The 26,852-nt window shown below is 63.5% G+C and carries 30 protein-coding genes and 2 pseudogenes; 14 read left to right on the top strand and 18 right to left on the bottom strand.

What is annotated here, in order from left to right; genetic code table 11:
• Window positions 1-297: 297 nt before the first annotated feature.
• From rho to hemE, 3 genes are all read right to left on the bottom strand, one after another.
• The gene (gene rho, locus NP503_RS12140; protein WP_127268017.1) at window positions 298-1,563 is read right to left on the bottom strand and encodes a transcription termination factor Rho; all 1,266 of its coding nucleotides are present in this window, start codon (window positions 1,561-1,563) and stop codon (window positions 298-300) included.
• 231 nt (window positions 1,564-1,794) lie between these two features.
• On the bottom strand, window positions 1,795-2,331 hold the full coding sequence (hemJ, locus tag NP503_RS12135) for a protoporphyrinogen oxidase HemJ (protein ID WP_127268018.1): 537 nt from the start codon (window positions 2,329-2,331) through the stop codon (window positions 1,795-1,797).
• Complete coding sequence (gene hemE / locus NP503_RS12130; RefSeq protein WP_127268019.1) at window positions 2,331-3,362, bottom strand: uroporphyrinogen decarboxylase; 1,032 nt, start codon at window positions 3,360-3,362, stop codon at window positions 2,331-2,333. Before hemE ends, hemJ begins: the two co-directional genes overlap by 1 nt.
• Window positions 3,363-3,767: 405 nt before the next feature.
• Between hemE and NP503_RS12125 the strand changes: the two genes are divergently transcribed.
• The 5 genes from NP503_RS12125 (at window position 3,768) to dnaQ (ending at window position 7,785) form a co-directional block, all read left to right on the top strand.
• On the top strand, window positions 3,768-4,589 hold the full coding sequence (locus NP503_RS12125; RefSeq protein ID WP_027037546.1) for a pyruvate, water dikinase regulatory protein: 822 nt from the start codon (window positions 3,768-3,770) through the stop codon (window positions 4,587-4,589).
• Between the two features lie 169 nt (window positions 4,590-4,758).
• Window positions 4,759-5,358 carry a Maf-like protein gene (locus NP503_RS12120; protein WP_027037547.1) on the top strand — a complete coding sequence of 200 codons (600 nt, stop codon included), beginning with the start codon at window positions 4,759-4,761 and terminating at the stop codon, window positions 5,356-5,358.
• Window positions 5,351-6,193, top strand: coding sequence for a shikimate dehydrogenase (locus NP503_RS12115; protein ID WP_127268020.1), 843 nt, complete (start codon window positions 5,351-5,353; stop codon window positions 6,191-6,193). Before NP503_RS12120 ends, NP503_RS12115 begins: the two co-directional genes overlap by 8 nt.
• A complete protein-coding gene (gene coaE / locus NP503_RS12110) occupies window positions 6,190-6,789 on the top strand; it encodes a dephospho-CoA kinase (RefSeq protein WP_127268021.1) in 600 nt (199 codons plus the stop codon). Before NP503_RS12115 ends, coaE begins: the two co-directional genes overlap by 4 nt.
• A 294-nt stretch (window positions 6,790-7,083) precedes the next feature.
• Window positions 7,084-7,785, top strand: a complete 702-nt coding sequence (gene dnaQ / locus NP503_RS12105) for a DNA polymerase III subunit epsilon (protein ID WP_127268022.1) — start codon at window positions 7,084-7,086, stop codon at window positions 7,783-7,785.
• 132 nt (window positions 7,786-7,917) lie between these two features.
• On the opposite strand, the pseudogene NP503_RS12100 reads toward dnaQ, so the two are convergent.
• The 3 genes and pseudogenes from NP503_RS12100 to NP503_RS12090 all read right to left on the bottom strand — a co-directional run bounded on the left by NP503_RS12100 (window position 7,918) and on the right by NP503_RS12090 (window position 9,580).
• A pseudogene (locus NP503_RS12100) lies at window positions 7,918-8,201 on the bottom strand (GIY-YIG nuclease family protein).
• 253 nt (window positions 8,202-8,454) lie between these two features.
• On the bottom strand, window positions 8,455-8,952 hold the full coding sequence (gene secB, locus NP503_RS12095; RefSeq protein ID WP_023813420.1) for a protein-export chaperone SecB: 498 nt from the start codon (window positions 8,950-8,952) through the stop codon (window positions 8,455-8,457).
• Between the two features lie 130 nt (window positions 8,953-9,082).
• Window positions 9,083-9,580 (bottom strand): FxsA family protein, encoded by a 498-nt coding sequence (locus NP503_RS12090; protein WP_127271639.1) that lies wholly within the window; start codon window positions 9,578-9,580, stop codon window positions 9,083-9,085.
• Window positions 9,581-9,797: 217 nt separating this feature from the next.
• Here NP503_RS12090 and NP503_RS12085 point away from each other — a divergent pair, with 217 nt between their 5' ends.
• The 4 genes from NP503_RS12085 to NP503_RS12070 are packed head-to-tail and all read left to right on the top strand — an operon-like array spanning window position 9,798 to window position 12,576.
• Entirely contained in the window at window positions 9,798-10,505 is a 708-nt protein-coding gene (locus NP503_RS12085; RefSeq protein ID WP_127268043.1) for a Tim44/TimA family putative adaptor protein, read from the top strand.
• A gap of 25 nt (window positions 10,506-10,530) precedes the next feature.
• Window positions 10,531-11,655: a murein transglycosylase A gene (locus NP503_RS12080; protein ID WP_127268044.1), complete on the top strand. Its 1,125-nt coding sequence runs from the start codon at window positions 10,531-10,533 to the stop codon at window positions 11,653-11,655.
• Entirely contained in the window at window positions 11,652-12,182 is a 531-nt protein-coding gene (locus tag NP503_RS12075; RefSeq protein ID WP_127268045.1) for a Smr/MutS family protein, read from the top strand. Before NP503_RS12080 ends, NP503_RS12075 begins: the two co-directional genes overlap by 4 nt.
• A 25-nt stretch (window positions 12,183-12,207) precedes the next feature.
• Window positions 12,208-12,576: a helix-turn-helix domain-containing protein gene (locus tag NP503_RS12070; RefSeq protein WP_127268046.1), complete on the top strand. Its 369-nt coding sequence runs from the start codon at window positions 12,208-12,210 to the stop codon at window positions 12,574-12,576.
• Between the two features lie 84 nt (window positions 12,577-12,660).
• On the opposite strand, the gene NP503_RS12065 is transcribed toward NP503_RS12070, so the two are convergent.
• The 4 genes from NP503_RS12065 to NP503_RS12050 form a co-directional block, all read right to left on the bottom strand.
• Window positions 12,661-12,897, bottom strand: coding sequence for a hypothetical protein (locus NP503_RS12065; protein WP_127268047.1), 237 nt, complete (start codon window positions 12,895-12,897; stop codon window positions 12,661-12,663).
• A 366-nt stretch (window positions 12,898-13,263) separates the two neighbouring features.
• Complete coding sequence (locus NP503_RS12060; protein WP_027040328.1) at window positions 13,264-13,881, bottom strand: transglutaminase-like cysteine peptidase; 618 nt, start codon at window positions 13,879-13,881, stop codon at window positions 13,264-13,266.
• Window positions 13,882-14,114: 233 nt separating this feature from the next.
• Window positions 14,115-15,392: a polyhydroxyalkanoate depolymerase gene (locus NP503_RS12055; protein WP_127268048.1), complete on the bottom strand. Its 1,278-nt coding sequence runs from the start codon at window positions 15,390-15,392 to the stop codon at window positions 14,115-14,117.
• Window positions 15,393-15,625: 233 nt separating this feature from the next.
• Window positions 15,626-15,985 carry a septal ring lytic transglycosylase RlpA family protein gene (locus tag NP503_RS12050; protein WP_127268049.1) on the bottom strand — a complete coding sequence of 120 codons (360 nt, stop codon included), beginning with the start codon at window positions 15,983-15,985 and terminating at the stop codon, window positions 15,626-15,628.
• Between the two features lie 309 nt (window positions 15,986-16,294).
• Here NP503_RS12050 and NP503_RS12045 point away from each other — a divergent pair, with 309 nt between their 5' ends.
• Window positions 16,295-16,471 carry a hypothetical protein gene (locus tag NP503_RS12045; protein ID WP_164749060.1) on the top strand — a complete coding sequence of 59 codons (177 nt, stop codon included), beginning with the start codon at window positions 16,295-16,297 and terminating at the stop codon, window positions 16,469-16,471.
• A 63-nt stretch (window positions 16,472-16,534) separates the two neighbouring features.
• On the opposite strand, the gene NP503_RS12040 is transcribed toward NP503_RS12045, so the two are convergent.
• From NP503_RS12040 to NP503_RS12025, 4 genes are all read right to left on the bottom strand, one after another.
• Window positions 16,535-17,326, bottom strand: coding sequence for an ATP-binding cassette domain-containing protein (locus NP503_RS12040; RefSeq protein ID WP_127268050.1), 792 nt, complete (start codon window positions 17,324-17,326; stop codon window positions 16,535-16,537).
• A gap of 10 nt (window positions 17,327-17,336) precedes the next feature.
• Window positions 17,337-18,113 (bottom strand): ABC transporter permease subunit, encoded by a 777-nt coding sequence (locus NP503_RS12035; RefSeq protein ID WP_127271637.1) that lies wholly within the window; start codon window positions 18,111-18,113, stop codon window positions 17,337-17,339.
• Window positions 18,110-19,273 (bottom strand): FMNH2-dependent alkanesulfonate monooxygenase, encoded by a 1,164-nt coding sequence (ssuD, locus tag NP503_RS12030; RefSeq protein WP_164749061.1) that lies wholly within the window; start codon window positions 19,271-19,273, stop codon window positions 18,110-18,112. Before ssuD ends, NP503_RS12035 begins: the two co-directional genes overlap by 4 nt.
• A gap of 91 nt (window positions 19,274-19,364) precedes the next feature.
• A complete protein-coding gene (locus NP503_RS12025) occupies window positions 19,365-20,318 on the bottom strand; it encodes a sulfonate ABC transporter substrate-binding protein (protein ID WP_127269228.1) in 954 nt (317 codons plus the stop codon).
• Window positions 20,319-20,647: 329 nt separating this feature from the next.
• Here NP503_RS12025 and NP503_RS33395 point away from each other — a divergent pair.
• Window positions 20,648-20,761: pseudogene (locus NP503_RS33395) on the top strand (GIY-YIG nuclease family protein); the annotation flags it as partial.
• Window positions 20,762-20,900: 139 nt separating this feature from the next.
• Here NP503_RS33395 and NP503_RS12020 read toward each other — a convergent pair.
• The 4 genes from NP503_RS12020 to tauA all read right to left on the bottom strand — a co-directional run bounded on the left by NP503_RS12020 (window position 20,901) and on the right by tauA (window position 23,957).
• Window positions 20,901-21,086: a hypothetical protein gene (locus tag NP503_RS12020; RefSeq protein WP_127269227.1), complete on the bottom strand. Its 186-nt coding sequence runs from the start codon at window positions 21,084-21,086 to the stop codon at window positions 20,901-20,903.
• 29 nt (window positions 21,087-21,115) lie between these two features.
• Window positions 21,116-21,976 (bottom strand): ABC transporter permease subunit, encoded by an 861-nt coding sequence (locus NP503_RS12015; protein WP_127269226.1) that lies wholly within the window; start codon window positions 21,974-21,976, stop codon window positions 21,116-21,118.
• The gene (locus NP503_RS12010; protein WP_127269225.1) at window positions 21,973-22,782 is read right to left on the bottom strand and encodes a taurine ABC transporter ATP-binding protein; all 810 of its coding nucleotides are present in this window, start codon (window positions 22,780-22,782) and stop codon (window positions 21,973-21,975) included. The genes NP503_RS12015 and NP503_RS12010 overlap by 4 nt, the downstream gene beginning before the upstream one ends.
• Before the next feature lie 161 nt (window positions 22,783-22,943).
• Window positions 22,944-23,957: a taurine ABC transporter substrate-binding protein gene (gene tauA, locus NP503_RS12005; RefSeq protein ID WP_127269224.1), complete on the bottom strand. Its 1,014-nt coding sequence runs from the start codon at window positions 23,955-23,957 to the stop codon at window positions 22,944-22,946.
• 488 nt (window positions 23,958-24,445) lie between these two features.
• On the opposite strand from tauA, the gene NP503_RS12000 reads away from it, so the two are divergent.
• The 3 genes from NP503_RS12000 to NP503_RS11990 all read left to right on the top strand — a co-directional run bounded on the left by NP503_RS12000 (window position 24,446) and on the right by NP503_RS11990 (window position 26,663).
• The gene (locus NP503_RS12000; RefSeq protein ID WP_127270314.1) at window positions 24,446-24,673 is read left to right on the top strand and encodes a hypothetical protein; all 228 of its coding nucleotides are present in this window, start codon (window positions 24,446-24,448) and stop codon (window positions 24,671-24,673) included.
• A gap of 147 nt (window positions 24,674-24,820) precedes the next feature.
• Entirely contained in the window at window positions 24,821-25,297 is a 477-nt protein-coding gene (locus NP503_RS11995) for an Rrf2 family transcriptional regulator (protein WP_127269713.1), read from the top strand.
• A gap of 31 nt (window positions 25,298-25,328) precedes the next feature.
• Entirely contained in the window at window positions 25,329-26,663 is a 1,335-nt protein-coding gene (locus tag NP503_RS11990) for an FAD/NAD(P)-binding protein (protein ID WP_127269715.1), read from the top strand.
• Window positions 26,664-26,852 lie beyond the last annotated feature (189 nt).

Below are 26,852 nucleotides of genomic sequence, written 5' to 3'. Positions count from 1 at the left end.
GCGCTGGCGCGAAAACTCCTCGTCATTCTCAATGCAAAAGCACGCGATGCGCGCATGGAGTTCGCCAATGCAACTTGACACCACAGATAGTCGCTCATTGCCCTGCCGGGCATTTCTCCCCGTATAGGGACGGGGAGAAAGACGCCGTCATGGACGGTTTCGCCAATTTTCAACGCAGCAGAACGAGCGCCGAGGTTGCGGCCATCTCCCTTCTCCCCGTCACTATACGGGGAGAAGGTGCCGGCAGGCGGATGAGGGGCAGCGCAAGCAGTTGGCCGTTGGCCCTCGCCAGTCCTCTTACGTGTTCATCGAATCGAAGAAATCGGCATTGGTCTTGGTCTGCTTGAGCTTGTCGATCAGGAACTCGATTGCGTCGGTGGTGCCCATCGGCGCCAGGATGCGGCGCAGCACGAAGATCTTCTGCAGATCCTGCTTGGAAACCAGCAGGTCTTCCTTGCGGGTGCCGGACTTCAAGATGTCCATGGCCGGATAGATGCGCTTGTCGGCCACCTTGCGGTCGAGCTGGATTTCGCAGTTGCCGGTGCCCTTGAACTCTTCGAAGATGACTTCGTCCATGCGGCTGCCGGTATCGATCAGCGCGGTGGCGATGATGGTCAGCGAACCGCCTTCCTCGATGTTGCGGGCGGCGCCGAAGAAGCGCTTCGGCCGCTGCAGCGCGTTGGCGTCGACACCACCGGTCAGCACCTTGCCGGATGACGGCACGACGGTGTTGTAGGCGCGGCCGAGACGAGTGATCGAATCGAGCAGGATGACGACGTCGCGGCCATGCTCGACCAGGCGCTTGGCCTTCTCGATGACCATTTCGGCGACCTGCACGTGGCGCACCGCCGGCTCGTCGAAGGTCGAGGAGATCACCTCGCCCTTCACCGAGCGCTGCATGTCGGTCACTTCTTCCGGCCGCTCGTCGATCAGCAGCACGATCAGATAGCATTCCGGATGGTTGGCGGTGATCGAGTGGGCGATGTTCTGCATGAGAACCGTCTTGCCGGTACGCGGCTGCGCGTTGATCAGAGCGCGCTGCCCCTTGCCGATCGGCGCGACCAGGTCGATCACACGCGGCGAGATGTCCTTGGTGGTCGCATTCTCGATCTCCATCTTCAGCCGCTTGGTGGGATAGAGCGGCGTCAGATTGTCGAAGTGGATCTTGTGACGGATCTTTTCGGGATCGTCGAAATTGATGGTGTTGACCTTGAGCAGCGCGAAATAGCGCTCGCCCTCTTTCGGGCTGCGGATCGGCCCTTCGACCGTATCGCCGGTCTTCAGCGAAAAGCGCCGGATCTGCGACGGCGAAATATAGATGTCGTCGGGACCTGGCAGATAATTGGCGTTGGCGGAGCGCAGGAAGCCGAAACCATCCTGCAGCACCTCGACCACGCCATCACCGATGATCTCGATCTCCTGGGCGGCCAGCTTCTTCAGGATCGCAAACATCAGCTCCTGCTTGCGCATGACGCTGGCGTTTTCGACCTCGAGCGATTCGGCATAGGCGATCAGCTCTGGCGGTTTCTTGTTCTTGAACTCGGCGAGTTTCATTTCTTGCATAGACGGACCTTGAATAGATGGAGTCTGGGTAGGCTTTGGGAAAAATATCGGCGGGATGCGACAAATGCCGGGCGCGGCCGAAAACAATGAGGGGCGGCGCATGACGGGAAGGAAGACCCGTCTTTTATCGTCGGTCGGGTGAAAGAGCAAGCTGCGTTTTGCGTGACCTATGAAGGCTTGAAACGCATCACTGCCCGTCGTTGTCTCCTGGCCGTTTTTGAGCAGCATGCATCAGAACGGCTTGACCACCACCAGGATGACGATTGCGATCATCAGCAATGTGGGGATCTCGTTGACCATCCGCCAGTGCCTGGCCGGTTTTTCATTGCGGTCCTCGGCGAATTTGCGCACCGCGCCCGCGAGATAGCCATGCATGGCGGACAGCAAAAGCACCGCACCGATCTTGGCATGCAGCCAGCCGCCCTGGAAACCAAAACCCTTCCAGGCGAGCCACAGGCCGAACACCCAGGTGACGATCATCGCCGGGTTGATGATGCCGCGCAGCAGGCGCCGCTCCATCACCTTGAAGGTCTCCGATTGCACCGAGCCCTTCTCGGCATCGGCGTGATAGACCAGCAGCCGCGGCAGATAGAGCATGCCCGCCATCCATGAGATGACGGCGAGGATATGGATCGCCTTTGCCCAGAGATAGAAGCTGTCGGGTGCCGCGAAATACAAAAGCGCGGTGAGAACGACCAGCACCGCGATACCTGACATCATCCGCATCATCGCCTGACCGGTGCTGTTCGTGTTTTTCATCTCAGCCATCAGCGTGTCGCGCTCCGCACCTGTTTCACCATCGCCTCGACATGGGCGATCGGCGTCTCCGGCGTGATGCCATGACCGAGATTGAAGATCAGCGGTCCGTCTCCCAGCGCTCCCAGGATCGCCTCGACGCCGTCGGATAGCGCCTTGCCGCCAGCCACGAGCCGCAAGGGATCGAGATTGCCCTGAACCGCACCCGAGCGCTGCAATTCCTTCGCCGCGATCAGGGGTACCGTCCAGTCGATCCCTAGCGCCGTCACGCCGGTCTTCTGTCGATATGTCCGGTAGCGCGAACCGGCACCCTTGGGAAAACCGATGATCGGAACATCGGGATGAACCGCCCGCACCCGGCCAACGATCTCGGCCATCGGCTGAACGCAGAACAGGTCGAAACTCTCATCGTCCAGCACGCCGGACCAGGAATCGAATATCTGCACCACATCCGCACCCGCCTCGATCTGGCGGATGAGATAGGCGGCCGAATGTTCGGCAAGCACCTTCAGCAATCGTTGAAAGGCCACCGGTTCGCGATAGGCAAAAAGCCGCGCCGGCGCCTGGTCGGGCGTGCCATGACCGGCGATCATGTAGGTCGCCACCGTCCACGGCGCGCCGCAGAAGCCGATCAGGGTTGTCTCTTCGGGCAGTTTGGCCCGCAACCGGCGAACCGTCTCATAGACCGGTTCGAGATTCACGTGAAACACCTCGCCTTCCAGAGCCAAAATCTCCGGCGCGGTGATCGGCGTCAGCAGCGGCCCTCTGCCCTCTTCGAAGCGGACGTCACGGCCAAGCGCATGCGGAACGACAAGGATATCGGAAAACAGGATCGAGGCATCGAAGCCGAAGCGCTCGATCGGCTGCAAGGCCACTTCGACCGCAAGGTCTGGATCATAGCAGAGGTCCAGGAACGAGCCCGCGCGTCTGCGTGTCTCCCGATACTCCGGCAGGTAGCGTCCGGCCTGACGCATCATCCAGAGCGGAGGCGGAAAATGGGCCTTGCCCCTGAGGACATCCAGCATGATCCGGTTCTGGGGCATCGAGCGCTCGCTTCTCCCAGCCTCTTCTATAATCAAAGATTCTTATATCTAAGATTCTTCTGATTCTAAGAGTCTGTTGGTTCTGGTGGTTGCCACCTGTCCCGCTTTGCCCCGGAAAACACCAGCCAACATATTGTCGCGTGCTTCTTTTTCCCAGATGTAGGGTTCTGGGGATAGATCGGAATCGATCAAGCGAGTCAAAGTGTTAGGCACAGTGGTGAAAAGCAGGTCCTGTGGACGGACCGCAGTCGAAAAAAGCCGTCCCCAAACTTGTCCCCAGTCGCCCGACGAAGCTGACAGCGCATCGAATTGTGGACAAACTGCCATCTGATACAGTCGCCTCCGACAGGCCCGTCTTTTCATCCCGCTTTATCCACAGAAGCCCACAGCCCCAGGTGACCCCCTGTGAACAAACCCCAGAGCTTCTTCCACCTGCACCTGATTTCCGACGCGACCGGCGAAACGCTGCTCGCCGCCGGCCGGGCAGCTTCGGCGCAGTACAAGGACGCGCGCGCCATCGAGCATATCTATCCGCTGATCCGCACCGAAAAGCAGGTGGCGAAGGTGTTCGAGGACATCGAGGAGGAACCGGGCATCATCCTCTATACGGTCGTCGACCAGAAGCTGGCGCGCGGCATCGACGAGCGCTGCGCGGCCATGGGCCTGCCCTGTGTGTCGGTGCTGGAGCCGGTGCTGACCGTGTTCCAGTCCTATCTCGGCACCCCGGCCGGCCGCCGCGTCGGTGCCCAGCATGTTCTCGACGCTGAATATTTCCGCCGCATCGATGCGCTCAATTTCACCATGGACCATGATGACGGCCAGTTGCCGCTCAACATGGACGATGCCGATGTCGTGCTGATCGGCATTTCGCGCACGTCGAAGACGCCGACCAGCATCTATCTCGCCAACCGCGGCATCAAGACCGCCAACATCCCGATCGTGCTTGGCGTGCCGGTGCCGGAAAGCCTGGTTGCCGCCAGCAAGCCGCTGATCGTCGGGCTAATCGCCACCGCCGAGCGCATCTCGCATGTCCGGCAAAACCGCATCCTCGGCAACAGCAGTTCGTATGAGGCATCGGATTATGTCGACCGCGCGGCGATCAGCGAAGAGCTAGCCTACGCCCGCAAGATCTGCACGCGCCATGGCTGGCCGATGATCGACGTCAGCCGCCGCTCGATCGAGGAAACGGCGGCGGCCATCGTTGCCCTGCGGGGGAAGACGCGCTAGGGCGTCGATATTCAGGTGATGCCGGCCTGCAAATGGCGGTTTCCTGCGCTTCCGGTGCTCACGTACTTTAAGTACGCTCCGCTCCGGTTCTCGGAAGCCACCATTTTCGACTCGGCCTGACCTGAATCTCAACACCCTAGTCGGTGCCAGAAAACCAGGCGTACAAACCATGACCGAAAAACTCATCCTCGCTTCCGGCAGTCCGTTCCGCAAGGCGATGCTCGTCAATGCCGGCGTCGATGTCGAGGCGGTGCCGGCCGATGTCGACGAGCGCGCGCTCGAGGGGCCTTTGCAGGATAGCGGCGTCTCGCCCGAGGATGTCGCCCTGGTGCTGGCCGAGGCCAAGGCCACAGAAGTGAGCGAGCGCAGGCCGGGCGCCCTGGTGCTCGGCTGCGACCAGACGCTGTCGCTCGTCGACGAGGTGTTCCACAAGCCGGCTGACATGGAAGGTGCCCGCCGTCATCTGCTGGCGCTGTCGGGCAGGACCCACCAGCTCAACAGCGCCGCGGTGCTGGTTCGCGACGGCAAGGTCTTGTGGCGGCATGTCGGCATTGCTTCGATGACCATGCGCAAGCTCGACCCGGCCTTCGTCGGCCGCCATCTCGCCCGCGTCGGCGCCAAGGCGCTGGGAAGCGTCGGCGCCTATCAGATCGAAGGCGAAGGCATTCAATTGTTCGAGAAAATCGAGGGCGATCATTTCACCATTGTCGGCCTGCCGCTTCTGCCGCTGCTGGCCGAACTGCGTGACCTGGGGGCAATCGATGGCTGAGGCGTCGAAGAAGGCCTTCGTGTCAGGCCATCCGGTCAAGCATTCGCGCTCGCCAAGAATCCATGGCCACTGGCTGGCCAGGCATGGCATTGACGGCAGCTACCAGGCCATCGATGTCGCGCCGCAGGATTTTGCCGAGTTCGTGAACACGCTGCAGGCAAACAATTACCGCGGCGGCAACATCACCATCCCGCACAAGGAAGTCGCCTTCGCGTTGGCCGAGCGCCGCGACCAGGCGGCGCAAGAGATCGGCGCCGTCAACACGCTGTGGTTCGAGAACGGCGTCCTGTGGGGCGGCAACACCGACGGTCACGGCTTTGCCGCCAACCTCGACGATCATGCGCCGGGCTGGGCAAGCAACGGTCCGGCGGTGGTGCTTGGCGCCGGCGGTGCGTCGCGCGCCGTCATCCATGCGCTGAAGCAGCGCGGCGTTGCCGACATCCGCATCGTCAACCGCACTCTGGCCCGAGCGCAGGAATTGAGGGATCGTTTCGGCGCCGGCGTGTCGGCGCATGGCATGGCGGCGACCGATGAACTGCTCGGCGATGCCGGCCTGCTGGTTAACACCACAGCGCTCGGCATGCATGGCAATGAAGGCCTGTCGGCCGATCCCGCCCGGCTGCCGGACCACGGCATCGTCACCGACATCGTCTATGTGCCGCTGGAGACGCCGCTGCTCGCCGCCGCCCGCGCGCGAAATCTGAAGACGGTCGACGGCCTCGGCATGCTGCTGCATCAGGCCGTGCCCGGCTTCGAGCGCTGGTTCGGCGTCAGGCCGCAGGTCACGGGGGAATTGCGCGCGCTTATCGTCGCCGATCTGGTGCCGAAGCCATGATCGTGCTCGGACTCACCGGCTCCATCGGCATGGGCAAGTCGACCACGGCCAGGATGTTCGCTGACGCCGGCGTGCCGGTCCATGATTCCGACGAGGCAGTGCATCGCCTCTATGCCGGCAAGGCAGCCCCCCTGGTCGAGGCCGCCTTTCCCGGCACCACACTTGCCGGCGTGGTCGATCGTGCCAAACTTGGCGCGCGCGTGCTCGGCGATGCCGCCGCGCTGAAGCGGCTCGAGGCGATCATTCACCCATTGGTGCGCGCCGACGCCGATGCCTTCCTGGCCAAGCATCGTAACGCGAGCGAATCGATCGCGGTGCTCGACATTCCCCTGCTGTTCGAAACCGGCGGCCGCAACCGCGTCGACAAGGTCGTCGTCGTCACCGCCCCGGCCGAGACCCAGCGCGAACGCGTGCTGGCGCGGCCGGGCATGACGGAAGAAAAACTGGCATCGATCCTGGCCAAGCAGGTGCCGGACGCGGAAAAACGCCGCCAGGCCGATTTCGTCGTCGACACCGGGCGGGGATTGGACGCTGCGCGTGTTCAAGTGAACGCGATCATTGCGGAGCTAATTGGGCGCGGCGGACCGCGCCACTGACACTGGCTGCTGTCTGTCAACGTCGGCGCCGCCCCTCATCTGCCTGCCGGCATCTTCTCCCCGTATAGTGACGGAGAGAAGGACGCTGTCGCAAAGGATTTCGCCAATCTCCAAGGTTCGGAAAGGGAGCCGAGGTTGCGGCCAGCCCCTTCTCCCCGTCACTATACGGGGAGAAGGGCCCGGCAGGGCGATGAGGGGCAGCGCAAACCTGTAGTGATTGCCTTGATCAGCTTCGTTTCCCATTGCCATTTTGTTCCGGTCTCACGATTCTGCTCCTTTGGAGCGACTGATTCGATGCGTGAAATCATCTTCGACACGGAAACCACCGGCCTCGATTCGCGCGACGACCGCGTCATCGAGTTGGGCGGCGTCGAGCTGGTCAACCGCTTCCCGACCGGCAGGACCTTCCACCACTACATCAACCCGCAAGGCCGCGCGATCCACGCCGAGGCGCAGGCGGTGCACGGCATCAGCGCGGCGGACCTCGCGGGCAAGCCGACCTTTGCCGAGATTGCGCAGGAGTGGCTGGACTTCACCGACGGCGCCAAGCTGGTCGCCCACAACGCAACCTTCGACGTCGGCTTCCTCAACGTTGAATTCGGCCGGCTGGGTCACCCGGTCATAGACAATGGTTTTGTCGTCGACACGCTGGCGCTGGCGCGCCGCAAGCACCCGATGGGCCCCAACTCGCTCGATGCGCTCTGCCGGCGCTACGGCATCGACAACACCAAGCGCACCAAGCACGGCGCCCTGCTCGATTCCGAATTGCTGGCCGAGGTCTATATCGAGCTGATCGGCGGCAAGCAGGCGGCACTCATCCTCGACAGCGCCACCGCGCCGGCGCAAGGCGAGAATGTCCGCCAGATCGAAATCATCATCAGCCAGCGCCCGGCACCCCTGCCGCCGCGTGTCACCGAAGCCGAACGCGCCGCGCACACCGGCATGGTCGGGACGCTTGGCGAAAAGGCGCTGTGGCTGAAGGTTGCGGCTGGCTGAGCAACTACTGACCGAAACCCTCGCGTCTTCGTCATCCTAGGGCGGAGCAGGAGCGAAGCGACGTTGCGGAGACCCTAGGATCCATGCAGTGACAGTGGTGCAGTGGCTCCGGCGGTGCAAAAAACCGAACGCCTACCACCCCGTCCCGCGAATCAGCTCGAACCATTCCGGATTGGCCTTTTCAATTAGATCTTCCGTTGGCGCGGCCAGCGTTTCAGCGACTTCTCGCGCTGGATGGCATCGGTGATATCGAAAAATTCTTCGTACCAGACCAGCCGCTGAACACCGTAGCGGCTGGTGAAGCGCGAGCCCTCACCGGATTTGTGCTCCGGCATGCGGCGACCGAGATCGTTGGTGACACCGATATAGATGGTGCCGGCCTTCTGGCTCGCAGTCATGTAGACATAGCCGGTCATCGTTTTAGCGTAGCGAGCATAGGCGCGGGGGCAAGCGCCATTCTGATCCGTTGCATTCTAAGGCGCACGTCACGGCATGGATCCTAGGGTCTGCGCTGCGTCGCTTCGCTCCTTGCTTCGCCCTAGGATGACGAAGACGGGAGGGCTAGGCCATTCGAAGGGCGCCGGCGCCTCAGCTATCTCTCCAGCACCTCAAACAGAAAACCCGGCGCGAGGCCGGGTTCTCAGAAAACAACAGCGATGGCAGCCGAGCTCAGCTCACCTTGACCTTGGACGCCTCGTCCTCGGCCAGCTTCTGCTGGAACATCTGTGCGAAGTCGATGGGGTCGAGCATCAGCGGCGGGAAGCCGCCATTGCGGGTTGCCTCGGCGATGATCTGGCGGGCGAACGGGAACAAAAGGCGCGGGCATTCGATGAACAGGATCGGCAGCATGTGCTCCTGCGGAAAACCTGCGATGGCGAACACGCCGCCATAGACCAACTCGACATTGAACAGCACTTCCTGGTCGAAGGACGCCTTGGCGTTCAGCGTCAGATTGACGTCGAACTGCTTGTCGGAGAGCGGGTTGGCGTTGACGTTGACGTTGATGGCGATGCCCGGCGCCTTGTCGCGACCGCGCAGCGAATTGGGCGCGCCGGGGCTTTCGAAGGACAGGTCCTTCACATATTGCGCCAGAACGTTGAGCGACGGCTGCGCCGCATTGCCGTTTCCGTTGGCTGCGCCGACCGGCGCGTCATCTTTGCTGGCCATAAGCCTTGTCCTCTTGCCTGGGCAGCGTCGCTGACCGAATTGAAATCGGGCGTTCGCTACCATGGCGGGGATGACAAGACAAGGTTTGCCGCCTTGCTTCCGGGCTGCGGGATGGAGATGGGACGGCGCCCTAATCGTCCTTCAGGCGGCGCCACGGCGAGTTGTGATCCGGTCCGCGCTTCAGATCGTCTTCGCGCGAATAGTCGCCGTCTTCGAGGTCGATGACCCTGTCGCGCCGGCCACGAAAACCGCCGGTCGAGAAATCGGTGGCGACGACAATGCGGCCCTTGAACCGGCTCCAGGCAAAATCGCGCAATGGCGGCAGGAACAGCAGCAGGCCGATGATGTCTGATATGAAGCCGGGGATGATCAGGAGGATCGCCGCAACCACGATCATGGCGCCGTGCGCAAGATGGCGGCTGGGGTTCTGGCCGGCGGCCATCTCGGTGCGGATGCGGGCCATCACACCAAAGCCCTGGTATCGGAGCAAAAGCACGCCGGCGATGCTCGAGGCCAGCACGAGGCCGACCGTCGCCAGCGCGCCGACCTCGCGGCCGACGATGACGAAACCGGCGATTTCCAGCAGCGGAAGCGCGAGGAGAAAGAAGGGAAGCAGCGAAATGCGCAAGTCTTGCCAACCTTTTTCGATTGTTATGATCGTTTCGATTGTTTTGGCCGCCAGCGAGCAATCGCCGCTGGCACTGAGGCTGTTAGATAGGTATGCCTGCCTTTGATTTGAATGATTGCGCCTTGCGTTCTATATGCTTTGAATGTTGAACGCTATGCGACCGTGGCCATTGGGCCTGACGGTCCGGCCACAGGGCAGGGATTGATTGGCGGAAGATATGGGATTCTTCGACTTCGGCACGATTTTCTTCCTGATTGCGGCGGTGGTCATCTTTTTCCAGCTGCGCAATGTGCTGGGCCGCCGCACCGGCAGCGAACGGCCGCCCTTCGATCCCTATTCGGCGGCTCGCACCGGCGACAAGGATGCCGCCCAGAAATCCGAAAACGTCGTCTCGCTGCCGCGCAAGCGCGCGCCAGGCGAGCCGGCTCCCGACACCTATGCCGCGATCGACGCTTTCGCCAAGCCCGACACCGACCTCAACAAGGGCCTGCGCACGATCAAGGACAATGATCCGTCCTTCGAGCCGAAGGGTTTCGTCGACGGCGCCAAGATGGCTTACGAGATGATCGTCATGGCCTATGCCGACGGCGATCGCAAAACGCTGAAGAACCTGTTGTCGCGCGAGGTCTATGACGGTTTTGTCGCCGCCATCGGCGAGCGCGAGGCCAAGGCGGAAAAGATCCAGTCCTCCTTCGTCGGCATCGACAAGGCCGACATCGTCTCGGCCGAGATGAAGGGCGGCGAGGCGCATGTCACGCTGCGCATCATCAGCGAGCTGATTTCGGCGACCCGCGACAAGGCAGGCGCGGTCATCGACGGCGACCCGGAAACCGTCGCCGAGGTCAAGGATGTCTGGACCTTCGCCCGCGACACGCGCTCGCGCGATCCGAACTGGAAGCTCGTCGCCACCGAGGAAGAAGACTAGTTCGGAAACACGCGGCGAGGCTCCGGTGTCGCTATCGCCTCTTTTTGTCGAGAAAGCCTTTGGCGACCTGCCCGGCTGGGACGATGACGACCATCTGGCGGCCTTCGCCGCCTTTCGCCGCTCGGCCTTCCATGTGCTGACCAAACCCTATCGCAGCGGTGCGCTCGGCGTCGACTTCCAAGCTTTTGCCGATGCCTACGCGGAGGCGCGGACCGTTTCGCCGGCGAATCGGTCGCCGGTTTTGGCCCGCGGGGAAGCCCGCGCCTTCTTCGAGCGCCATTTTGCCCCGGCGCTTGTCCCTGCCGAACATGGCGGCGCCGGGCTCGTCACCGGCTTCTATGAACCGCAAGTCGAGGCGTCACCGGTGCGCACGGACCGATTTTCGGTGCCGTTGCTGTCGCGCCCGGCCGATCTCGTCGATATCGACGACGGAAACCGGCCGCCCGGCCTGGATCCCTACCTCGCTTTCGCGCGCCAGACGCCGAACGGGCCGGTCGAGTATCCCGACCGTGGCGAGATCGAGCGCGGCGCGCTCGACGGCAAGGGCCTGGAAATCGCCTGGCTGGCCGACAAGGTCGATGCCTTCTTCATTCACGTGCAAGGTGCCGCACGCCTCGCCATGACCGACGGCCGGCTTGTCCGCGTCACCTATGCCGCCAAATCCGGCCAGCGCTTCACCGGGCCCGGCAAGATCCTGAGCGAGATTGGCGAGATCCCGCTGGCGGAGGTGACGATGCAGTCGATCCGCGCCTGGTTCAAGGCGCATCCGGACCGCGTCGACGAGATACTGCGTCAGAACCGCTCCTACATCTTCTTTCGCGAGGCCGATGTCGAGGACGCAACCCTTGGCCCGATCGCCGCCGCCAAGGTGCCGCTGACGCCGGGCCGCTCGATCGCCGTCGACCGCCTGCTGCATACATTCGGCACGCCCTTTTACATCGACGCGCCGACGCTCACTGCTTTCGACGCAAAACCGTTCCGCCGCCTGATGATCGCGCAGGACACCGGCTCCGCCATCACCGGACCGGCGCGGGGCGACCTGTTCGCCGGATCGGGCGATGCCGCGGGCGAGATCGCCGGCGTGATCCGCAATGCCGCGGATTTTTATGCGCTGGTGCCGCGCGCGCTCGTTGCGGGTGCGGTCCGATGACCCGGCGCCCGGACAAGCTCAGCGAGGATGACCGGGTTCTGTGGAACCTGGTGGCGCGCACGGCCAAGCCGCTGAAGGGCAAATTTGCCGTCGACATCCCCGACATTGCCGCCGAGGCCAGGCCAAATCAGCCGCAGCCGGCGCTGGCCTCTGCCAACGCCGCAGGGACCGCAAAGCCGAAGGCTCAGCAAGTCACGCACCGCCTCGACGAGCCGACGCTGGACAAATTATCGAAAGGCCGGCTGCCGATCGAGGGCCGTGTCGACCTGCACGGCATGACCCAGGACGAGGCTTATTCGCTGCTGTTTTCGTTCCTGCACCGGGCGCATGCCGGCGGCGTCCGCTATGTCCTGGTCATCACCGGCAAGGGCTCGTCCTCCGGCGGCGATGGGGTGTTGCGTCGCGCCGTGCCGGCCTGGCTGTCGACGCCCGCCTTCCGGCCGCTCGTCTCCAGCCACGACCATGCCGCCCGCAACCATGGCGGTTCGGGTGCGCTCTATATCCGCCTGCGGCGGGCGCGCCTGTGAGGAGTTCTATCATGAGGGCGGGGACATGACCCCGTTCGGAGAGAAGCTGCGCACGCTACGAGGCGAACGCGGTGTCCGCCAGAAGGACATGGCGGCGGCGATCGGCGTCAGCGCCGCCTACCTGTCGGCGCTCGAACATGGCAGGCGCGGTGCCCCGACCTGGACGCTGATCCAGAAGATCATCGGCTATTTCAACATCATCTGGGACGATGCCGAGGAACTGGCGCGGCTGGCCGAGGCCTCGCACCCGCGTGTAAAAATCGACACGTCGGGTCTTTCCCCCGCTGCCACCGAGCTTGCCAATCTGCTGGCCGAAAACATCGAGAAACTCGACGAGGCCGAGCTTCGCCGCATCACTGCATTGATCCGCGCGGCGTTGAACCAGCGGCCGTAGCCGACGATCCGAGCGTGATGCAGGTTCGCCTGCCTCAGCAGGAAACTGCCCGCCGGCGGACCGCCAGCGGGCACAGTGGTGAGATCATTTCTTGCCGGCCGTGCCGCCATTTCCGCCCCGGCCGTGATCGCCATTGCCGCCATGGCCATTGTTTCCACCCCCCAGGCAGCCCGACGCCCCGGCATCACCGCAACAGCGGCCGGCCCAGAGGTCGTTGAGGTTGGTTTTGGAACAGCTGGTGGTCTGCTCGGCCATGGCGGATCCGGCCATGCTCGACACCGCGAGAGCGGCAAGAAGGGTGTTTCGCAGAAAAGCAGTCATCTGAAGTCTCCATGGTTGGTTTCGGTTCACGGCTGTGTGTCGCTGGCCGAAGCGAAATGGTTCACGGAGAAATGCGAAAATTCATTGGGGGGCGGTCGCGGTGGGAAATATTGGCAGACGTCGCGCTGCCCCTCATCCGCCTGCCGGCACCTTCTCCCCGTATAGTGACGGGGAGAAGGTGCAGCCGCGCGGTTGGCGCTTACGACGTTGATGATTGGCGAAAGCGACGATGAAGGCGTCTTTCTCCCCGTCCCTATACGGGGAGAAATGTCCGGCAGGACAATGAGGGGCGGCGGCGACCTATGATGTGAAAGCAGCTAAAGCGCGCCACAAGAACGCGACGTGCCGGGATGGGCGTACCAAAACCTACTGAACCGCGCCGACCAGAACTTGCTGGCCACCGCGGATCGAGACCCAGCGGCCGGTGTTGTCGATCGCCTGCCGCTTGAGGAAGCGGTAACCGGTCGCGTCCCATGGCTTGACCTTGTCGGTCAGATTGTCGAGCACATAGTCGCCCTCGTCGGTGCGCACCGTCAGCACGGCGTGGCCCTCGCCGTCGGGCTTGCGCACGACGGTGATCAGCAGATCGGCAAGCGATATGCTCATGCGTGAAAGCTGGCGCCGCTTTTCCAGCACATAGTCCTCGCAATCGCCGACGCCCTTGTCGGGATAGGCCCAGACCTCGTCCTTGCCGTAGATGTCCATGTCGCTCATCGGCTTGACGGCGGCATTGACCCTGGCAGTGACATTGAGGAGCTTGCGCATCAGCCCGTCGCTCATCGGAGCCGGCGCCAGATTGGTCGGGCGGATCGAGCACTCGCCCGGATGCAGCTTGCAGAAATCATAGTGGCCGATCGGCTGCGAGGTGAGACCCCCGGTCGCCATCGCTCCACCCGCCAAAGCCGGTGCCACCCAGCCCGCCGTCACTGCCAGCCCGGCCGCCACATACACGCGCAGCCGTTGCGCCATCGATGAGGAAATCATTGTCCCCGCTCACCCTTTGTTATTAACGAAAGGTTAAGGGGGATTTACAGTCCGTGTCAATTACGACGACGGTCGGATTGTCGGCATGGTTACCCGAGGGGCTGGACAGCGGCACTTGTGCAACAGAATCGGCCAGCCAGCCGGCTTTTACCGGTCAATCTCACGGTTTGTCGCCGTTAAGCTTGGTTCTATGCAGGTCATCGTCCAAAAATCCGCAATTTGGGCGACTTGCATTATCTCTTGGCGGCGCGGACCAGCTTCGGTTTCACCGCGACACGCTCCTGGCGGCCATAGCTGGTGATGAAGTCGACGATGCGCGGCACGATTTCGGAACGGAAGCGCGAACCGTTGAACACGCCGTAATGGCCAACCGCCGGCTGCATGTAGTGGGCATGCCGCTCAGCCGGGATATTGGGGCACAGATCATGCGCCGCCTTGGTCTGGCCAAGGCCCGATATGTCATCGTTCTCGCCTTCGACCGTGAACAGCGCGACGTTGCGGATCGCCGACGGATCGATCCTGGTGCCGCGATGCGTCATCTCGCCCTTGGGCAAGGCCTGGCGAACGAAGACGGTGTCGACGGTCTGCAGATAAAACTCCGCCGTCAGGTCCATGACAGCCAGATACTCGTCGTAGAAATCGCGGTGCTTCTCGGCATTGTCGCCATCATGCTTCACCAGATGCATGAAGAAGTCCTTGTGGGCGATGATGTGGCGGTCGAGGTTCATGCTCATGAAGCCGGACAGCTGCAGGAAACCGGGATAGACCTCGCGGCCGAAGCCCGGCACCGGCCAGGGCGCATGCATCACGACATTGTCGCGGAACCAGTCGATGCCCTTTTCCTGCGCCAGCAGATTGACCGCAGTCGGATTGCTGCGGGTGTCGATCGGGCCGCCCATCAAGGTCATGGTCGAGGGCACGAAGGGGTCGCCCTTCGTTTCCATCAGCGCCACGGCGGCCAACACCGGCACGGAAGGCTGGCACACCGCCATCACATGCGTGTCCGGCCCCAGCGTGTGCAGCATGTCGATGACGTAATCGATGTAGTCGTCGAGATCGAACTGGCCATCGGCAAGCGGCACCATGCGGGCATCGACCCAGTCGGTGATGTGCACGTCGGCATAGGGCAGCATCGCTTCCACCGTGCCGCGCAGCAGCGTCGCATAATGGCCCGACATCGGCGCCACGATCAGAAGCTTCGGATCGGGCTTGCGCCCGGCGGGCACGGCACGCTCGAAGCGGACGAGATTGCAGAACGGCTTCGACCAGACGGTCTTCTCGGTGACCTCGACGCTCTTCCAGTCGACCACGGTCTTGCTCAGGCCGAAGGCCGGCTTGCCGTAGCGGCGCGTGGTGCGCTCGAACAGTTCGGCCGTCGCCGCGATCGAACGGCCCCATTGGGTGTGGGAAAACGGATTGAGTGGATTGGAATAGAACATCCGCACCGCGTCGGCATAGAGGCGCGCCGGCTGCAGGGCCGCGTGGTTCATCTCATAGAGCTGGTAGAACATCGAGAACCCCGCTGCTGCCTGCGACCGAAGGGACGACGAGCAGCGCCGAGCCCTAGATGTCTCGCGGGGAAGTTAACAACTAATTGCTGCGATGCAATACGTCACGCTGCGTGACCAATGCTTCTTTGGTTCAAGGCCATGGAAATCGGGGCCGAACGGCGCCAGCCGGCTCAGTGTGCGGCTGCGAAATGTGTAGGCAATGTGTCCGGCCCTTTTGCCGGACACAGGGAGCTCTAGACGCGCGCCATGCACACGGAAGTATGGCCGGAGCCGATGAAGCCGAGCTGGCCGGCGGCACCCTTCGACAGGTCGAGCACGCGCCCCTTGATGAACGGACCGCGATCGTTGATGCGCACGACGACGCTGCGGCCGTTGTTCTTGTTGGTCACCTTGAGCTTGGTGCCGAAAGGCAAGGTGCGATGCGCGGCGGTCAGCGCCGACGGGTTCATGCGCTCGCCCGAGGCGGTCTTGGAGTGCAGGGCATACCACGAGGCGCGGCCGCACTGGGCGGCGGCGGTCGCCGAAGAAGCGCCGACCATCAGGCCAGCAGCGATCGTTACCGCGACAAGCGCGGTCTGTTTTGGGTTCTTCATATTTGGGGGATGGCTCCGTTTTTGACAGACCCCAGCCGTTAGGTGCCAAATAAGGCGCGAAATGCGGCAGTGATCTGGCGGTTCCGTGGCAATGGCACACGTTTGGAGTCGCTGGGTAACAGTCTGTCAGGGATTTTCCGGCACGCGATGGTCAATCAATGATGATCTTTGTGTTGAGGTCAGACGTCCGTTTGACAAGATCGAACATTAATATCCAAGTAGAGCCCGGCATGGTCGGGCCACTTCCTTCGGCTCTTTTATCGCGGCCCCGATGCTCCAACCAATCGACTTCGAAAGCGAGATCCGGCAATGAGGCTGATCAAAAATCTGCTGGCCTTGATTGTGCTTGCCGTCGGCGTGCTGTGGTCGCTGCAAGGCGTCGGCGTTGTCGGCGGCAGCTTCATGACCGGCCAGTCGCAATGGCTGTATATCGGTGTCGTCACCATGCTGGTCGGGCTGGGGGGATTGGTGTGGGCCAATCGCTAGAGGGTGAGCTTCGAAGAAAGGTCGACCCCCACTCCGCCAATTGCGGCGCCGCCCCCGACAAACCTACCCGAACAGCCGATCCAGAATCTTGCCTTCCAGCCGCGCAAGCTCCACCGAACCGCGCCGGCGCGGCCGTTCCACGGGCACATCCAGATCAAGCGCGATCCGGCCTTCGCTGATCACCACGACCCGGTCGGCCAGCGCGACCGCTTCGGCGACATCATGCGTGACCAGAACGGCGGTGAACTTCTGCGCGATCCAGATGCGTTCCAGAAGCTGCTGCATCTCGATGCGGGTCAGGGCGTCGAGTGCGCCGAGCGGCTCGTCGAGCGCCAGGATCTGCGGGTGGCCGACCAGCGCGCGGGCCAGCGCCACGCGCTGCTTCTGGCCGCCCGACAGCACCGAAGGCCATTCGTCGGCCCGGTCGGCAAGCCCGACCTCGCCGAGAATGTCGAGCGCGCGTTGCCTTGCCTCCGCGCCGGAAGCAATCCCGGTCAGCCCGACCTCGACGTTTTTCACCACGCTGGCCCAGGGCAGGAGCCGTGGTTCCTGGAACATGAAGCGCGTGCGGCTGTGTCCTTCCTCTTCGACGCCGAATGTCAGCGATCCCGATGTCGGCCGGTCGAGCCCGGCCAGAAGCCGCAAAAGCGTGCTTTTGCCGCAGCCGCTCTTGCCGATGACGGCAAGGAACTGCCCGGCCGGCACGTCCAGGTCGATGCCGTCGAGCACGGTCTTGTCGCCGAAGCGCTTGCCGGCTTGCCTGAAGGCAAAGGCCCGCTGCCCTTCGACGGAGCCGATCGGTCGCACCGGCGTGGCGACGAAGGAACGGGCTGCGGTCAGGCTGGCGGCGGTCATGGGCAATCTCTCATCTGTTCTGGAAGGCCGGATGCCAGCCGAGCGACAGCCGCTCGAGCAGGCGGGCGAGGCTGTCGGCGAGCTTGCCGAGCAGCGCGTAGATCAGGATCGACAGCACGACGACATCGATCAGCAGGAATTCGCGCGCCTGCATGGCCATGTAGCCGAGGCCGGAACTGGCCGAGATGGTTTCGGCGACGATCAGCGTCAGCCACATGATGCCCAGGGCATAGCGCAGGCCGACGAAGATCGCCGGCAGCGCACCGGGCAGGATGACGCGGAAGAACAGGGCGCGCCGGTCCATGCCGTAGACGCGGCCCATCTCGACCAGATGCGGGTCGACGCTCTGGATGCCGAGCAGCGTGTTGACATAGATCGGAAAGAACACGCCGAGCGCCACCAGGAACAGTTTGGCTTCCTCGTCGATGCCGAACCACAGGATGACCAGCGGGATCAGCGCCAGGTGCGGGATGTTGCGGATCATCTGCAGCGTCGTGTCGGTCAGGCCGCGGCTGAGCGTCGAGAGCCCGTTGGCAAGGCCAAGCGCAAAGCCGATCGAGCCGCCGATGGCGAAGCCGGCAAGGGCGCGCGCGGTCGAAACGCCGATGTTGCGGACCAGTTCGCCCGACAGCGTCAGCCGCCAGAAGGCCTCGGCGACCGCACTTGGCGCCGGCAGCACGTTGGCGGGCATGACGCCCGCGCGGCTGGCAATCTCCCAGCCGGCAATAACCAGCGCCGGGAGCAACCAGCCGATGGCATTGCTATGCAGGCGCGTGGCAAAGCTCATGACGAAGCCTGCAGGCGGTTGGCGCCATGGAAGCCGACCGAGAATTCGTTGGCGATGTTCTCATGCGCCCGCTGCCGCCTGGTGCCGAGCCCGAGTTTCGGGAATAGAAGCTCGGCGACGCGGTACGCTTCCTCGAGATGCGGATAGCCCGAGCCGATGATGGTATCGATGCCGATCGCCTGGTATTCGCGGATGCGCTCGGTGATCTGTTCCGGCGTGCCGACCAGCGCCGTGCCGGCGCCACCGCGCACCAGCCCGACACCGGCCCACAGATTGGGCGAGACGACCAGTCTGTCACGGCGTCCGCCATGCAATTGCGCCATACGGCGCTGGCCGACCGAATCCATCTGGTTGAGGAAGCGCGCCTGCGCATTTTCGATCTGGGCGTCGGTGACATGGCTGATCAGCCGGTCGGCGGCGCGCCAGGCTTCGTCCTCGGTCTCGCGAACGATGAAATGCAGCCTGATGCCGAAGCGCAGTTTTCTGCCGCGCAGTGCCGCTTTTGCGCGCGCCGCAGCCAGCTTCTCGGCAACCTGCGCCGGCGGTTCGCCCCAGGTCAGATACATGTCGACGAGGTCGGCGGCGAGGTCCTGGCCTGCGTCCGACGACCCGCCGAAATAGAGCGGCGGCCGCTCCTGGTGCGGCAGAAGGTCGAGGCGGCCATTCTCGACGCGGTAATATTTGCCGTCGAAATTGACCCGCTCGCCGGACACCAGGCCGCGCCAGATGGTCAGGAACTCATGCGCCTGGGCATAGCGCTCGTCATGCGGCAGGAAGACGCCGTCGCCGGCGAGCTCGGTCGGGTTGCCGCCGACCACGACATTGAGCAGCAGGCGGCCATTGCTCAAGCGATCGAGGGCGGCGGTCTGGCGCGCGGCGAAAGTCGGCAGCGTGACACCCGGCCGCAGCGCAACGAGAAACTTCAGCTTTTCGGTCAGCGTCGCGAGACCTGTCGCGGTGATCCAGGAATCCTCGCAGTTCTGACCCGTGGGCAGCAGCACGCCGGGAAAGCCGAGCCGGTCGACCGCTTGCGCGATCTCCTTGAAGTAGCCGAATTCGGGCGGTCGCTGCTGCTCCTCGGAACCGAGATAAGAACCGTCGCCATGCGTCGGGATGAACCAGAAGAAATCGAGCGGTGCGGTGCTGGCAGGCGCGGTCATGTCTGGCACAGTCACGGGCGGATCTCCTGTAGATATGGGTGCAAACGCAAATGGCGCCGGGCGTACTCACCCGGCGCCGTCAGGGGACAAGTTAGTTGCCGGGTGCCGTCCACACCGCGTCGGAGATGCGGACCGCTTTCGGGATCAGCCCGAGCTTGTAAAAGCGGTCGGCGGTGGCCTGCTGGCCGGCGATGATCTCGTCGGTGATCGGAAAGATGCCGAACTTGGTGCGGTTGGCGGCGATGATCTGCGCGTCGAGCGGCACGCCGGTGACCTCATGCAGCGCCGCGGCCACCTTGTCTCGGTTCTGGTCGGCCCATTTCGCCGCCTCGCCAAGCGCCGATATCGTCGTTGTGATGGTTTCGGGATGCGCCTTGGCGAAATCCTTGTTGGCGAGGAAGTAGGTGTTAACCTTGAGCACCTCGCTGGAGCGGGCCAGCACACGCGGCTGGTAGCGGGTTTCGGCGATGGCGAAGAACGGATCCCAAACGCTCCAGGCATCGATCTGGTCGCTGGCGAAGGCTGCGGCTGCATCCGCCGGGCTGAGATAGACCGGCGTGATCTGGTCGAAGGCAAGGCCAGCCTTTTCCAGCGCCGCGACGAGCAGATTATGCGCGCTGGTGCCCTTGCCGACGCCGACGCGCTTGCCCTTGAGATCGGCGATCGACTGGATCGGCGACGCCGGCTTGACGAAGATCGCCTCGCCCTCGCCATTCGACGGCAGCGCGGCGGCATAGACGATGTTGGCCCCCGCCGACTGGCCGAAGATCGGCGGTGCGTCGCCGGTCCAGCCGACATCGATGGCGCCGACATTGAGCGCCTCGACCAGCGGCGGCCCGGCGGTGAACTCGACCCATTTGACCGTCACGCCCTTGTCTTCAAGGGCCTTTTCGATCACCTGCTGCTGTCTGGCGATCACCGGCAGGCCGGTCTTCTGATAGCCGATGCTGAGCTGCTTCAGCTCCTGCGCTGTGGCGCCGGATGACACGGCAACCGTCGCCGCCAGCAGGCCGATGCCGAAAACACGTCTCGTTAGATTGAACATTGATCCTCTCCTTCGATGCGGATCGGCGCCGGGAAAATGGCCTCGCCGGTTGGAAGATGGATCAGGCTAGGTAGTTCTATAAATTTAGTAGAGGAATGATTTTGCGAGTTGAGGCATCGATGTGGAATTGTCTTCTACGGCAGCCCAGAATTCGTCATCCTAGGGCGGAGCAAGGAGCGAAGCGACGCGGCGCAGACCCTAGGATCCATGCCGTGACATTGGCTTTAGGATGCAACGGATCAGAATGGCGCTTGCACGCCCAATAACGCGGGCTACCCTGAAACCATGACCGGCTACGTCTACATGACCGCGAGCCAGAAGCGCGGCACGATGCCATCCAGCGCGAGAAGTCACTGAAGCGCTGGCCACGTCAATGGAAGATCGAGTTGATCGAAAAAGCCAATCCAGAGTGGTTCGAGCTCTTTCGTGGAACCGGCTGGTAGGCGCTCGGTTTCTTTCACCGCCGGAGCATGGCATCACCGTCGCGGCATGGATCCTAGGGTCTGCGCTGCGTCGCTTCGCTCCTTGCTCCGCCCTAGGATGACGAAGACGCGGGGACGGCGCAAAGTCGCACCGCCCCCTTCACTGCGACCAATACTGCCAGGCCCAGTAAAAACTCTCGTCGCGTGGCGGCAGGCGGTCGCGCTCGGCGTCCCAGCGGACCGGCGTTGGCGATTTCGGTTGCTGTTCTGGCGGCTGGCTTTCCCTGGTCCAGGCGAGAAGCCAGTTACCGGCTTGGGCGAACAGCACGGCGGTGGAATGGGTCATCGTCATTCTCCTGCTCCTCTGGGCTCCGATCATTCGCGTCCCGCCCACGGGACGAGCACGCGCTCGATCCTGCGGATGGTGAATTCGAGCACGAAGGCGATGGCCGCGATTACCAGTATGCCCATCACCACCACGTCGGTGACGAGGAACTGGGCGGCCGACTGGATCATGAAGCCAAGCCCGCGTGTCGCCGCCACCAGTTCGGCGGCGACCAGCGTCGACCAGCCGGCGCCGAGCGCGATGCGCAGGCCGGTCAGGATCGACGGCAGCGCGCTGGGCAGGATGACGTGGCGGACCACTTGGCGCTGGGTAGCACCCAGCGAGCGCGCCGCGTTGATGCGCTCCTGCGAGACGCCGCGAACGCCGGACGCGGTCGACAGCGCCACCGGCGCCAGCATGGAAATAGTGATCACCAGGATCTTCGACGGTTCGCCGATGCCGAACCAGATGATGACCAGCGGCAAGTAGGCAAGCGGCGGGATAGGCCGCAGGAATTCCAGCAGCGGATCGAAGATGCCGCGCCCGATCGCGCTGATGCCGATGGCGAGACCAACCGGCACGCCAATGGCAAGGGCGGCGACCAGCGCGGCGAATACTCGCCACAGGCTGGCGACGGCATGCTGCAGCAGCGTAGCATCGACGAAGCCGTCACGGGCGACGGTGATGAACTTGTTCCACACGGCGGCAGGTGATGGCAGGAACACTGGCGACACCAGTTGCAGGCGGGCCGACAGCGCCCACAGCGCCAGCACCACCAGGATGGTCACAGCGCTGACCGCGCGGGCCGAAACGCCTTTGCGCTTGGGGCTGGGTCGCGACCATGGCACCGACAGGCCGTCGGCCTCGTCGATCTTGTGTCCCGGCCGCTCGGTGTAGGAGGTAACGGTCATGCCGCCTCTCCTTCGAAGATCGCGTCGGTCAATTCGCCACGCGCCACCGCAAAAGCCGGATCGGCCTTGATGGTGCGGATGGCTTCGCCCGATGCGTAGCGCCTGGAGAAGCCGGGTTCAAAAGTCCGCACCACGCGGCCTGGGCCGGGCGCTAGCACGACGATGCGGGTGGCCAGCACCAGCGCCTCCTCGATGCCATGCGTCACCATCAGCACGCCGACCTCGCTTGCCGTCCACAGATCGAGCAGCGTCGTCTGCATGCGTTCGCGCGTCAGCGCATCGAGCGCGCCGAGCGGTTCGTCGAGCAGCAGGAATTCGGGTTCGGCGGCGAGCGCCCGGGCCAGGCCGACGCGCTGGCGCATGCCGCCGGAAAGCTCCCAGATGCGCTTGTCGCCGGCGTCGGTGAGCTTCACCAGCGCCAGCAGCTCATCGGCGCGCTGCGCCCGCTCGGCTGGCCTGACACCGCGCAGCCTGAGCGCGAAGGCAACGTTTTCGCGCGCCGTCAGCCATGGGAACAGCGCGTCGTTCTGGAACACCACCGCCCGGTCCGAGCCCGGCGCGGTGATCGGCTTGCCGTTGATGGAGGCGCGCCCGCGTGCCGGCGCGACAAGGCCGGCGGCGACGTTGAGCAGCGAGGTCTTGCCGCAGCCGGACCGGCCGACCAGCACGACGAAATCGCCCTTGGCGACATCGATCGACACCCGTTCGACGGAAGGCGCCGCCTGGCCGTCATAGTGGATCGAGACCTTGTCCAATACGAGATGGGGGTCCAGTACGAGATGGGGGTCGAGCACGAGATGCGGCATGGATGCCTCGCGGTTCGTTGAAATCCGACGGCCCCGGCGCTCGTCAGCGGTTCCGGGGCAGTCAGCACGCGGCGTCAGGGAAGAAGCGCGCGGGCCGGGTTCAGAGCAATTCCAGGAAAAGTGTGAAGCGGTTTTCCGTCCGGAATTGCGTTAAACGAGTACTAGTTCGAGGCGAGCGCCTCTGTGACGTATTTCGACGATACGTATTTCGAATAGTCCGGCAGCACGGCGTCGATCTTGCCTTGCTCCTTGAGGAAGGCGGATGTCGCTTCCACCGCCTTGACCGTGCCGCCGCCGAGGAATTTGTCGGAGGCCTGCTCTTCCAGCGTCGGGAAGACATAGCCCTTGAGCAGCTGCGGCACTTCTTCCAGCTTGGCGCCGGTGAGTTTGGCGATCGCGGCCGCCTGCGGCGACGACACCGACCACGCGTCGGGCTTGGCGAGGAACTCGGCATAGGCGGCGCCCGTCACCTTGACGAAGTCGCGCACCGCTTCCGGGTTCTTTTCGGCGAAGTCGGTGCGCACGATCCAGGCGTCGAAGGTTGGCGCGCCCCAGGCGGCGACCTGCGAGGAATCCACCACCACCTTGCCCGTCGTCTTGATCTGGCCGAGCGCCGGATCCCAGACATAAGCCGCGTCGATGTCGCCACGCGAGAATGCGGCGGCGATTTCCGGTGGCCTGAGATTGAGGATCTCGACCGACTTCGGATCCACGCCCTCATGCTTCAGCGCGGCGAGCAGGCTGTAATGCGTCGTCGAGACGAACGGCACGGCGACCTTCTTGCCGGCGAGGTCGGCGACTTTCTCGATGCCGGCGCCGTTGCGCGCCACCAGCGCCTCGGATTCGCCGATCAGGCCGACTATAAAGATGGTCTGGATCGGCAATTCGCGGCTAGCCGCCGCCGCCAGCGGGCTCGAGCCGACATAGCCGATATCGACCGAGCCGGAAGCGACCGCGGCGATGACATCGGCGCCGGAATCGAATTTGCGCCAGTCGATTACTGCCTTCGTCTCCTTTTCATAGGCGCCGTCGGCCTGCGGCACTTTCGAAGGCTCGACCACCGTTTGATAGCCGATGGTGATTTTGAGGTCGTCGGCATGGGCCGGGCCGAGGAAGGCCGCGCCGGCAAGTGCCGCCGACGAGAGGAGAACAATGCGTCGCGAAATGGTGGACATGGAGGGCTCCTGAAAAGAGAAAAATCGGAATGCCCCATGATAGTCCGCTAATTCTATTAGGTTTGTAGAGTTAAATCCTTCCAACGAAGGCGGGCTTGTTAGAAAAAAGCTGTCGGTGGTCGGCGGATAGGGCGGATGAGGCGGTTGTAGCGTGCAGGGTGTCGCCATAGGGCAGACCTTTTGATGCCGGCGGGACAGCGCCCCCCTCTGTCCTGCCGGACATCTCCCCCTCAAGTGGGGAGATTGGCAGTTTCGGCTTCAGCGCTTTTCTCGTTGACGGTAGAGATGGGGCGAAAGCGGTCGTGACGTCCAATCTCCCCACTTGAGGGGGAGATGGCCGGCAGGCCAGAGGGGGGCGCTGGCCCACCGGCCTTTAACCTCCTGAGCTGCTGCGATGGCTGCGCCTACCCCCCCACCGCGAACTAGATTTCCTGCTTCTAACCTCTGCCAGGCAAATTCATGCCTCAAATAGCCAACGATTTGGAAACATGTTCCGCGTGATCGGAGGTAAGTATAGTAATCTTATCGACATGAGGGAACTGGAGGCGACGATGAGCGGCCACTCCATCACCATGATCGCTCGCGACCCGGATCGGCTTTTGCCGTTGCGTGAGTCGACGCCAGTTGGAGGACCATTTGCCATCTCGCTGCCGTCAAAGCGTATTTTTGTGCTCTCTAGGGCACAAAGGCCGGTCAAAATCGCTGCAGCGGCTTGAAAACGAAGCAAAATCAGCAGTTCTCGGCTTGTACATCATGTCACTAGAATTTATGTGTCATGCGGGCTTGGACGCGGCGGCAACGCCCGCCAGGCGTTTTGCAACCGATGGTTCCATGCCGTCGCATGCCAGAGAAATTTTGATCTCATGCTCACCAAAAAAGGTAAGTACGGCCTCAAGGCGCTTGTCCACCTCGCGCGCTTGCCGGCCGGACAGCTCGCCTTCGTCAACGACGTCGCCACCGGCAACAACATCCCGAAGAAATTTCTCGACGCCATCCTGGGCGAGTTGCGCAATGCCGGCTTCGTCCAGAGCCGCAAGGGCAAGGATGGCGGCTATCGCCTGGCGCGCCCCGCCGATGAGATCAAGGTCGGCCATGTGGTGCGCGTCCTCGACGGCCCGCTGGCGCCGATCCCCTGCGCCAGCCGCACCCAGTACCAGCGCTGTGAAGATTGCAACGAGGCGACATGCCAAGTCCGACATCTGATGCTCGAGGTCCGGCAGGCGATCGCCGAGGTGCTCGATCAGCGCAGCCTCGCCGAAATGCGCGATATCTCTCTCGACGACCTGTCGGTCGCGAGGGACATCGGCGATCTGCCGGTCGCGGTGAAGGTCCAGGCCTGACACTGGCGTTGCGCAGAGCGAAGGCACGCCTATGACCGGGCGCGCCAACTCCATCATCATTGTCGGCGGCGGCGCCAGCGGCGTCGTGCTGGCCGCGCATCTCCTGAAGTCGCCCAATCCCGACCTGCGTGTCACGCTGATCGAAAGGCGCCCGCATTTCGGCCAGGGCATCGCCTATTCGACACTGCTGTCGGCGCATGTCTTGAATGTCAGCGCCGCCGGCATGAGCGCCTATGCCGACGATCCCGGCAATTTCTGGCGCTGGCTGCAGGAGCGCGGCCTGGCAACGGCCGAGCAGGCGCCCTTCTATGCGCCGCGCAGCATCTATGCCCGTTACCTCGGCGAGTTGCTCGACGAGCTGCAGGCGCGCGAAAAGCAGACCGGGCGGCTTCGGTTGATCCGCGAGGAAAGCCTCTCGATCACGCCCACCGCATCCGGTGTCGAAGTGGCGCTGGCCAACGGCACCAGCGTCGTTGCGCATCTCGCCGTGCTGGCCACCGGCCACGACGAGGAGCCGGCGCAAGGCCATGCCATCAGGATGGGATCGGAAGCCGATACAGCACTTCCGACCGACGCCGGCGTCATGGTGCTGGGCACCGGCCTGAGCATGGTCGATGCCTTCCTGGCGCTGGAACAGCGCGGCCATCGCGGCGACATCATAGCTGTGTCGCGGCGCGGCCTGTTGCCCTCGCCGCATCGCAAGGGCAATCCGATCAAGCTCGACGTCGCCGACATTCCGCTCGGCACCCAGCTCTCCTATTTCGTCGGCTGGTTCCGCGACCTGATCAAGGAAAACCAGAAGGCCGGCATCGACTGGCGCGACGTCGTCGACGGCCTGCGGCCGTTCAACCAGAAGATCTGGCAGAACTGGCCGGCTTCCGCCAAGCGCCGCTTCGTCGAGCACACCAAGGCCTGGTGGGACATCCACCGCCATCGCATGGCGCCCGAGGTCTACACCCGTGTCACCGAAGCCGTGCAATCCGGCCGCATTCGCCTGGTCGCCGGCCGCGTCGTCGACATCGCGCGCAACGGCGAATTCACCGTCCAGGTCCAGTCACGCCACACGCAGCGTCTCGAGACCTTCGAGGTCGCCCGCATCTACGATTGCTCTGGTATCGTGAGGGACATCTCGACCTCATCGAACAGCGTCGTGCGCTCGCTGGTCGACCGCGGTCTGGCACGGCCGGATCCGCTGCGCATCGGCCTCGATGTATCGGCCAAATGCGAGATCATCGCCGGCGACGGAACCATCTCGGCCAAGATCCTCGCCGTCGGCCCGCTGACGCGCGGCACCTTCTTCGAGATCGACGCCATTCCCGATATCCGCGTGCAGTGTGCGAGGCTGAGCAAGCAGCTGCTGGGATGAGAGCTCCGCGCAAACCCCAACGCCGTCGTCATCCTAGGGCGGAGCAGGAGCGAAGCGACGTCGCGGAGACCCTAGGATGACGAACGCGCGGAGGGTTCGCCGGACTTCGAAGCGACACTTGCCAACCCAAACCCGGAATTTCATTCCGCATCTGGCCGGTTGATTGGCACGATCTATCTTCTTTCCGAC

Source organism: Mesorhizobium sp. SEMIA396, from assembly GCF_024518615.1.
GTDB lineage: Bacteria > Pseudomonadota > Alphaproteobacteria > Rhizobiales > Rhizobiaceae > Mesorhizobium.
This window is presented reverse-complemented; position numbering and strand designations above follow the sequence as displayed.

Coding starts and splice junctions, on each gene's coding strand:
- NP503_RS12085 (WP_127268043.1), top strand. CDS start 9,798: ATGGGATTCTTCGACTTCGGCACGATTTTCTTCCTGATTGCGGCGGTG.
- coaE (WP_127268021.1), top strand. CDS start 6,190: ATGATCGTGCTCGGACTCACCGGCTCCATCGGCATGGGCAAGTCGACC.
- hemJ (WP_127268018.1), bottom strand. CDS start 2,331: ATGGCTGAGATGAAAAACACGAACAGCACCGGTCAGGCGATGATGCGG.
- rho (WP_127268017.1), bottom strand. CDS start 1,563: ATGCAAGAAATGAAACTCGCCGAGTTCAAGAACAAGAAACCGCCAGAG.
- NP503_RS12075 (WP_127268045.1), top strand. CDS start 11,652: ATGACCCGGCGCCCGGACAAGCTCAGCGAGGATGACCGGGTTCTGTGG.
- tauA (WP_127269224.1), bottom strand. CDS start 23,957: ATGTCCACCATTTCGCGACGCATTGTTCTCCTCTCGTCGGCGGCACTT.
- NP503_RS11995 (WP_127269713.1), top strand. CDS start 24,821: ATGCTCACCAAAAAAGGTAAGTACGGCCTCAAGGCGCTTGTCCACCTC.
- NP503_RS12115 (WP_127268020.1), top strand. CDS start 5,351: ATGGCTGAGGCGTCGAAGAAGGCCTTCGTGTCAGGCCATCCGGTCAAG.
- secB (WP_023813420.1), bottom strand. CDS start 8,952: ATGGCCAGCAAAGATGACGCGCCGGTCGGCGCAGCCAACGGAAACGGC.
- NP503_RS12020 (WP_127269227.1), bottom strand. CDS start 21,086: ATGACCCATTCCACCGCCGTGCTGTTCGCCCAAGCCGGTAACTGGCTT.
- NP503_RS12065 (WP_127268047.1), bottom strand. CDS start 12,897: ATGACTGCTTTTCTGCGAAACACCCTTCTTGCCGCTCTCGCGGTGTCG.
- NP503_RS12055 (WP_127268048.1), bottom strand. CDS start 15,392: ATGTTCTACCAGCTCTATGAGATGAACCACGCGGCCCTGCAGCCGGCG.
- NP503_RS12015 (WP_127269226.1), bottom strand. CDS start 21,976: ATGACCGTTACCTCCTACACCGAGCGGCCGGGACACAAGATCGACGAG.
- hemE (WP_127268019.1), bottom strand. CDS start 3,362: ATGCCCCAGAACCGGATCATGCTGGATGTCCTCAGGGGCAAGGCCCAT.
- NP503_RS12070 (WP_127268046.1), top strand. CDS start 12,208: ATGACCCCGTTCGGAGAGAAGCTGCGCACGCTACGAGGCGAACGCGGT.
- NP503_RS12060 (WP_027040328.1), bottom strand. CDS start 13,881: ATGATTTCCTCATCGATGGCGCAACGGCTGCGCGTGTATGTGGCGGCC.
- NP503_RS12120 (WP_027037547.1), top strand. CDS start 4,759: ATGACCGAAAAACTCATCCTCGCTTCCGGCAGTCCGTTCCGCAAGGCG.
- NP503_RS12050 (WP_127268049.1), bottom strand. CDS start 15,985: ATGAAGAACCCAAAACAGACCGCGCTTGTCGCGGTAACGATCGCTGCT.
- NP503_RS11990 (WP_127269715.1), top strand. CDS start 25,329: ATGACCGGGCGCGCCAACTCCATCATCATTGTCGGCGGCGGCGCCAGC.
- NP503_RS12000 (WP_127270314.1), top strand. CDS start 24,446: ATGTTCCGCGTGATCGGAGGTAAGTATAGTAATCTTATCGACATGAGG.
- ssuD (WP_164749061.1), bottom strand. CDS start 19,273: ATGACCGCGCCTGCCAGCACCGCACCGCTCGATTTCTTCTGGTTCATC.
- NP503_RS12025 (WP_127269228.1), bottom strand. CDS start 20,318: ATGTTCAATCTAACGAGACGTGTTTTCGGCATCGGCCTGCTGGCGGCG.
- NP503_RS12010 (WP_127269225.1), bottom strand. CDS start 22,782: ATGCCGCATCTCGTGCTCGACCCCCATCTCGTACTGGACCCCCATCTC.
- dnaQ (WP_127268022.1), top strand. CDS start 7,084: ATGCGTGAAATCATCTTCGACACGGAAACCACCGGCCTCGATTCGCGC.
- NP503_RS12045 (WP_164749060.1), top strand. CDS start 16,295: ATGAGGCTGATCAAAAATCTGCTGGCCTTGATTGTGCTTGCCGTCGGC.
- NP503_RS12035 (WP_127271637.1), bottom strand. CDS start 18,113: ATGAGCTTTGCCACGCGCCTGCATAGCAATGCCATCGGCTGGTTGCTC.
- NP503_RS12040 (WP_127268050.1), bottom strand. CDS start 17,326: ATGACCGCCGCCAGCCTGACCGCAGCCCGTTCCTTCGTCGCCACGCCG.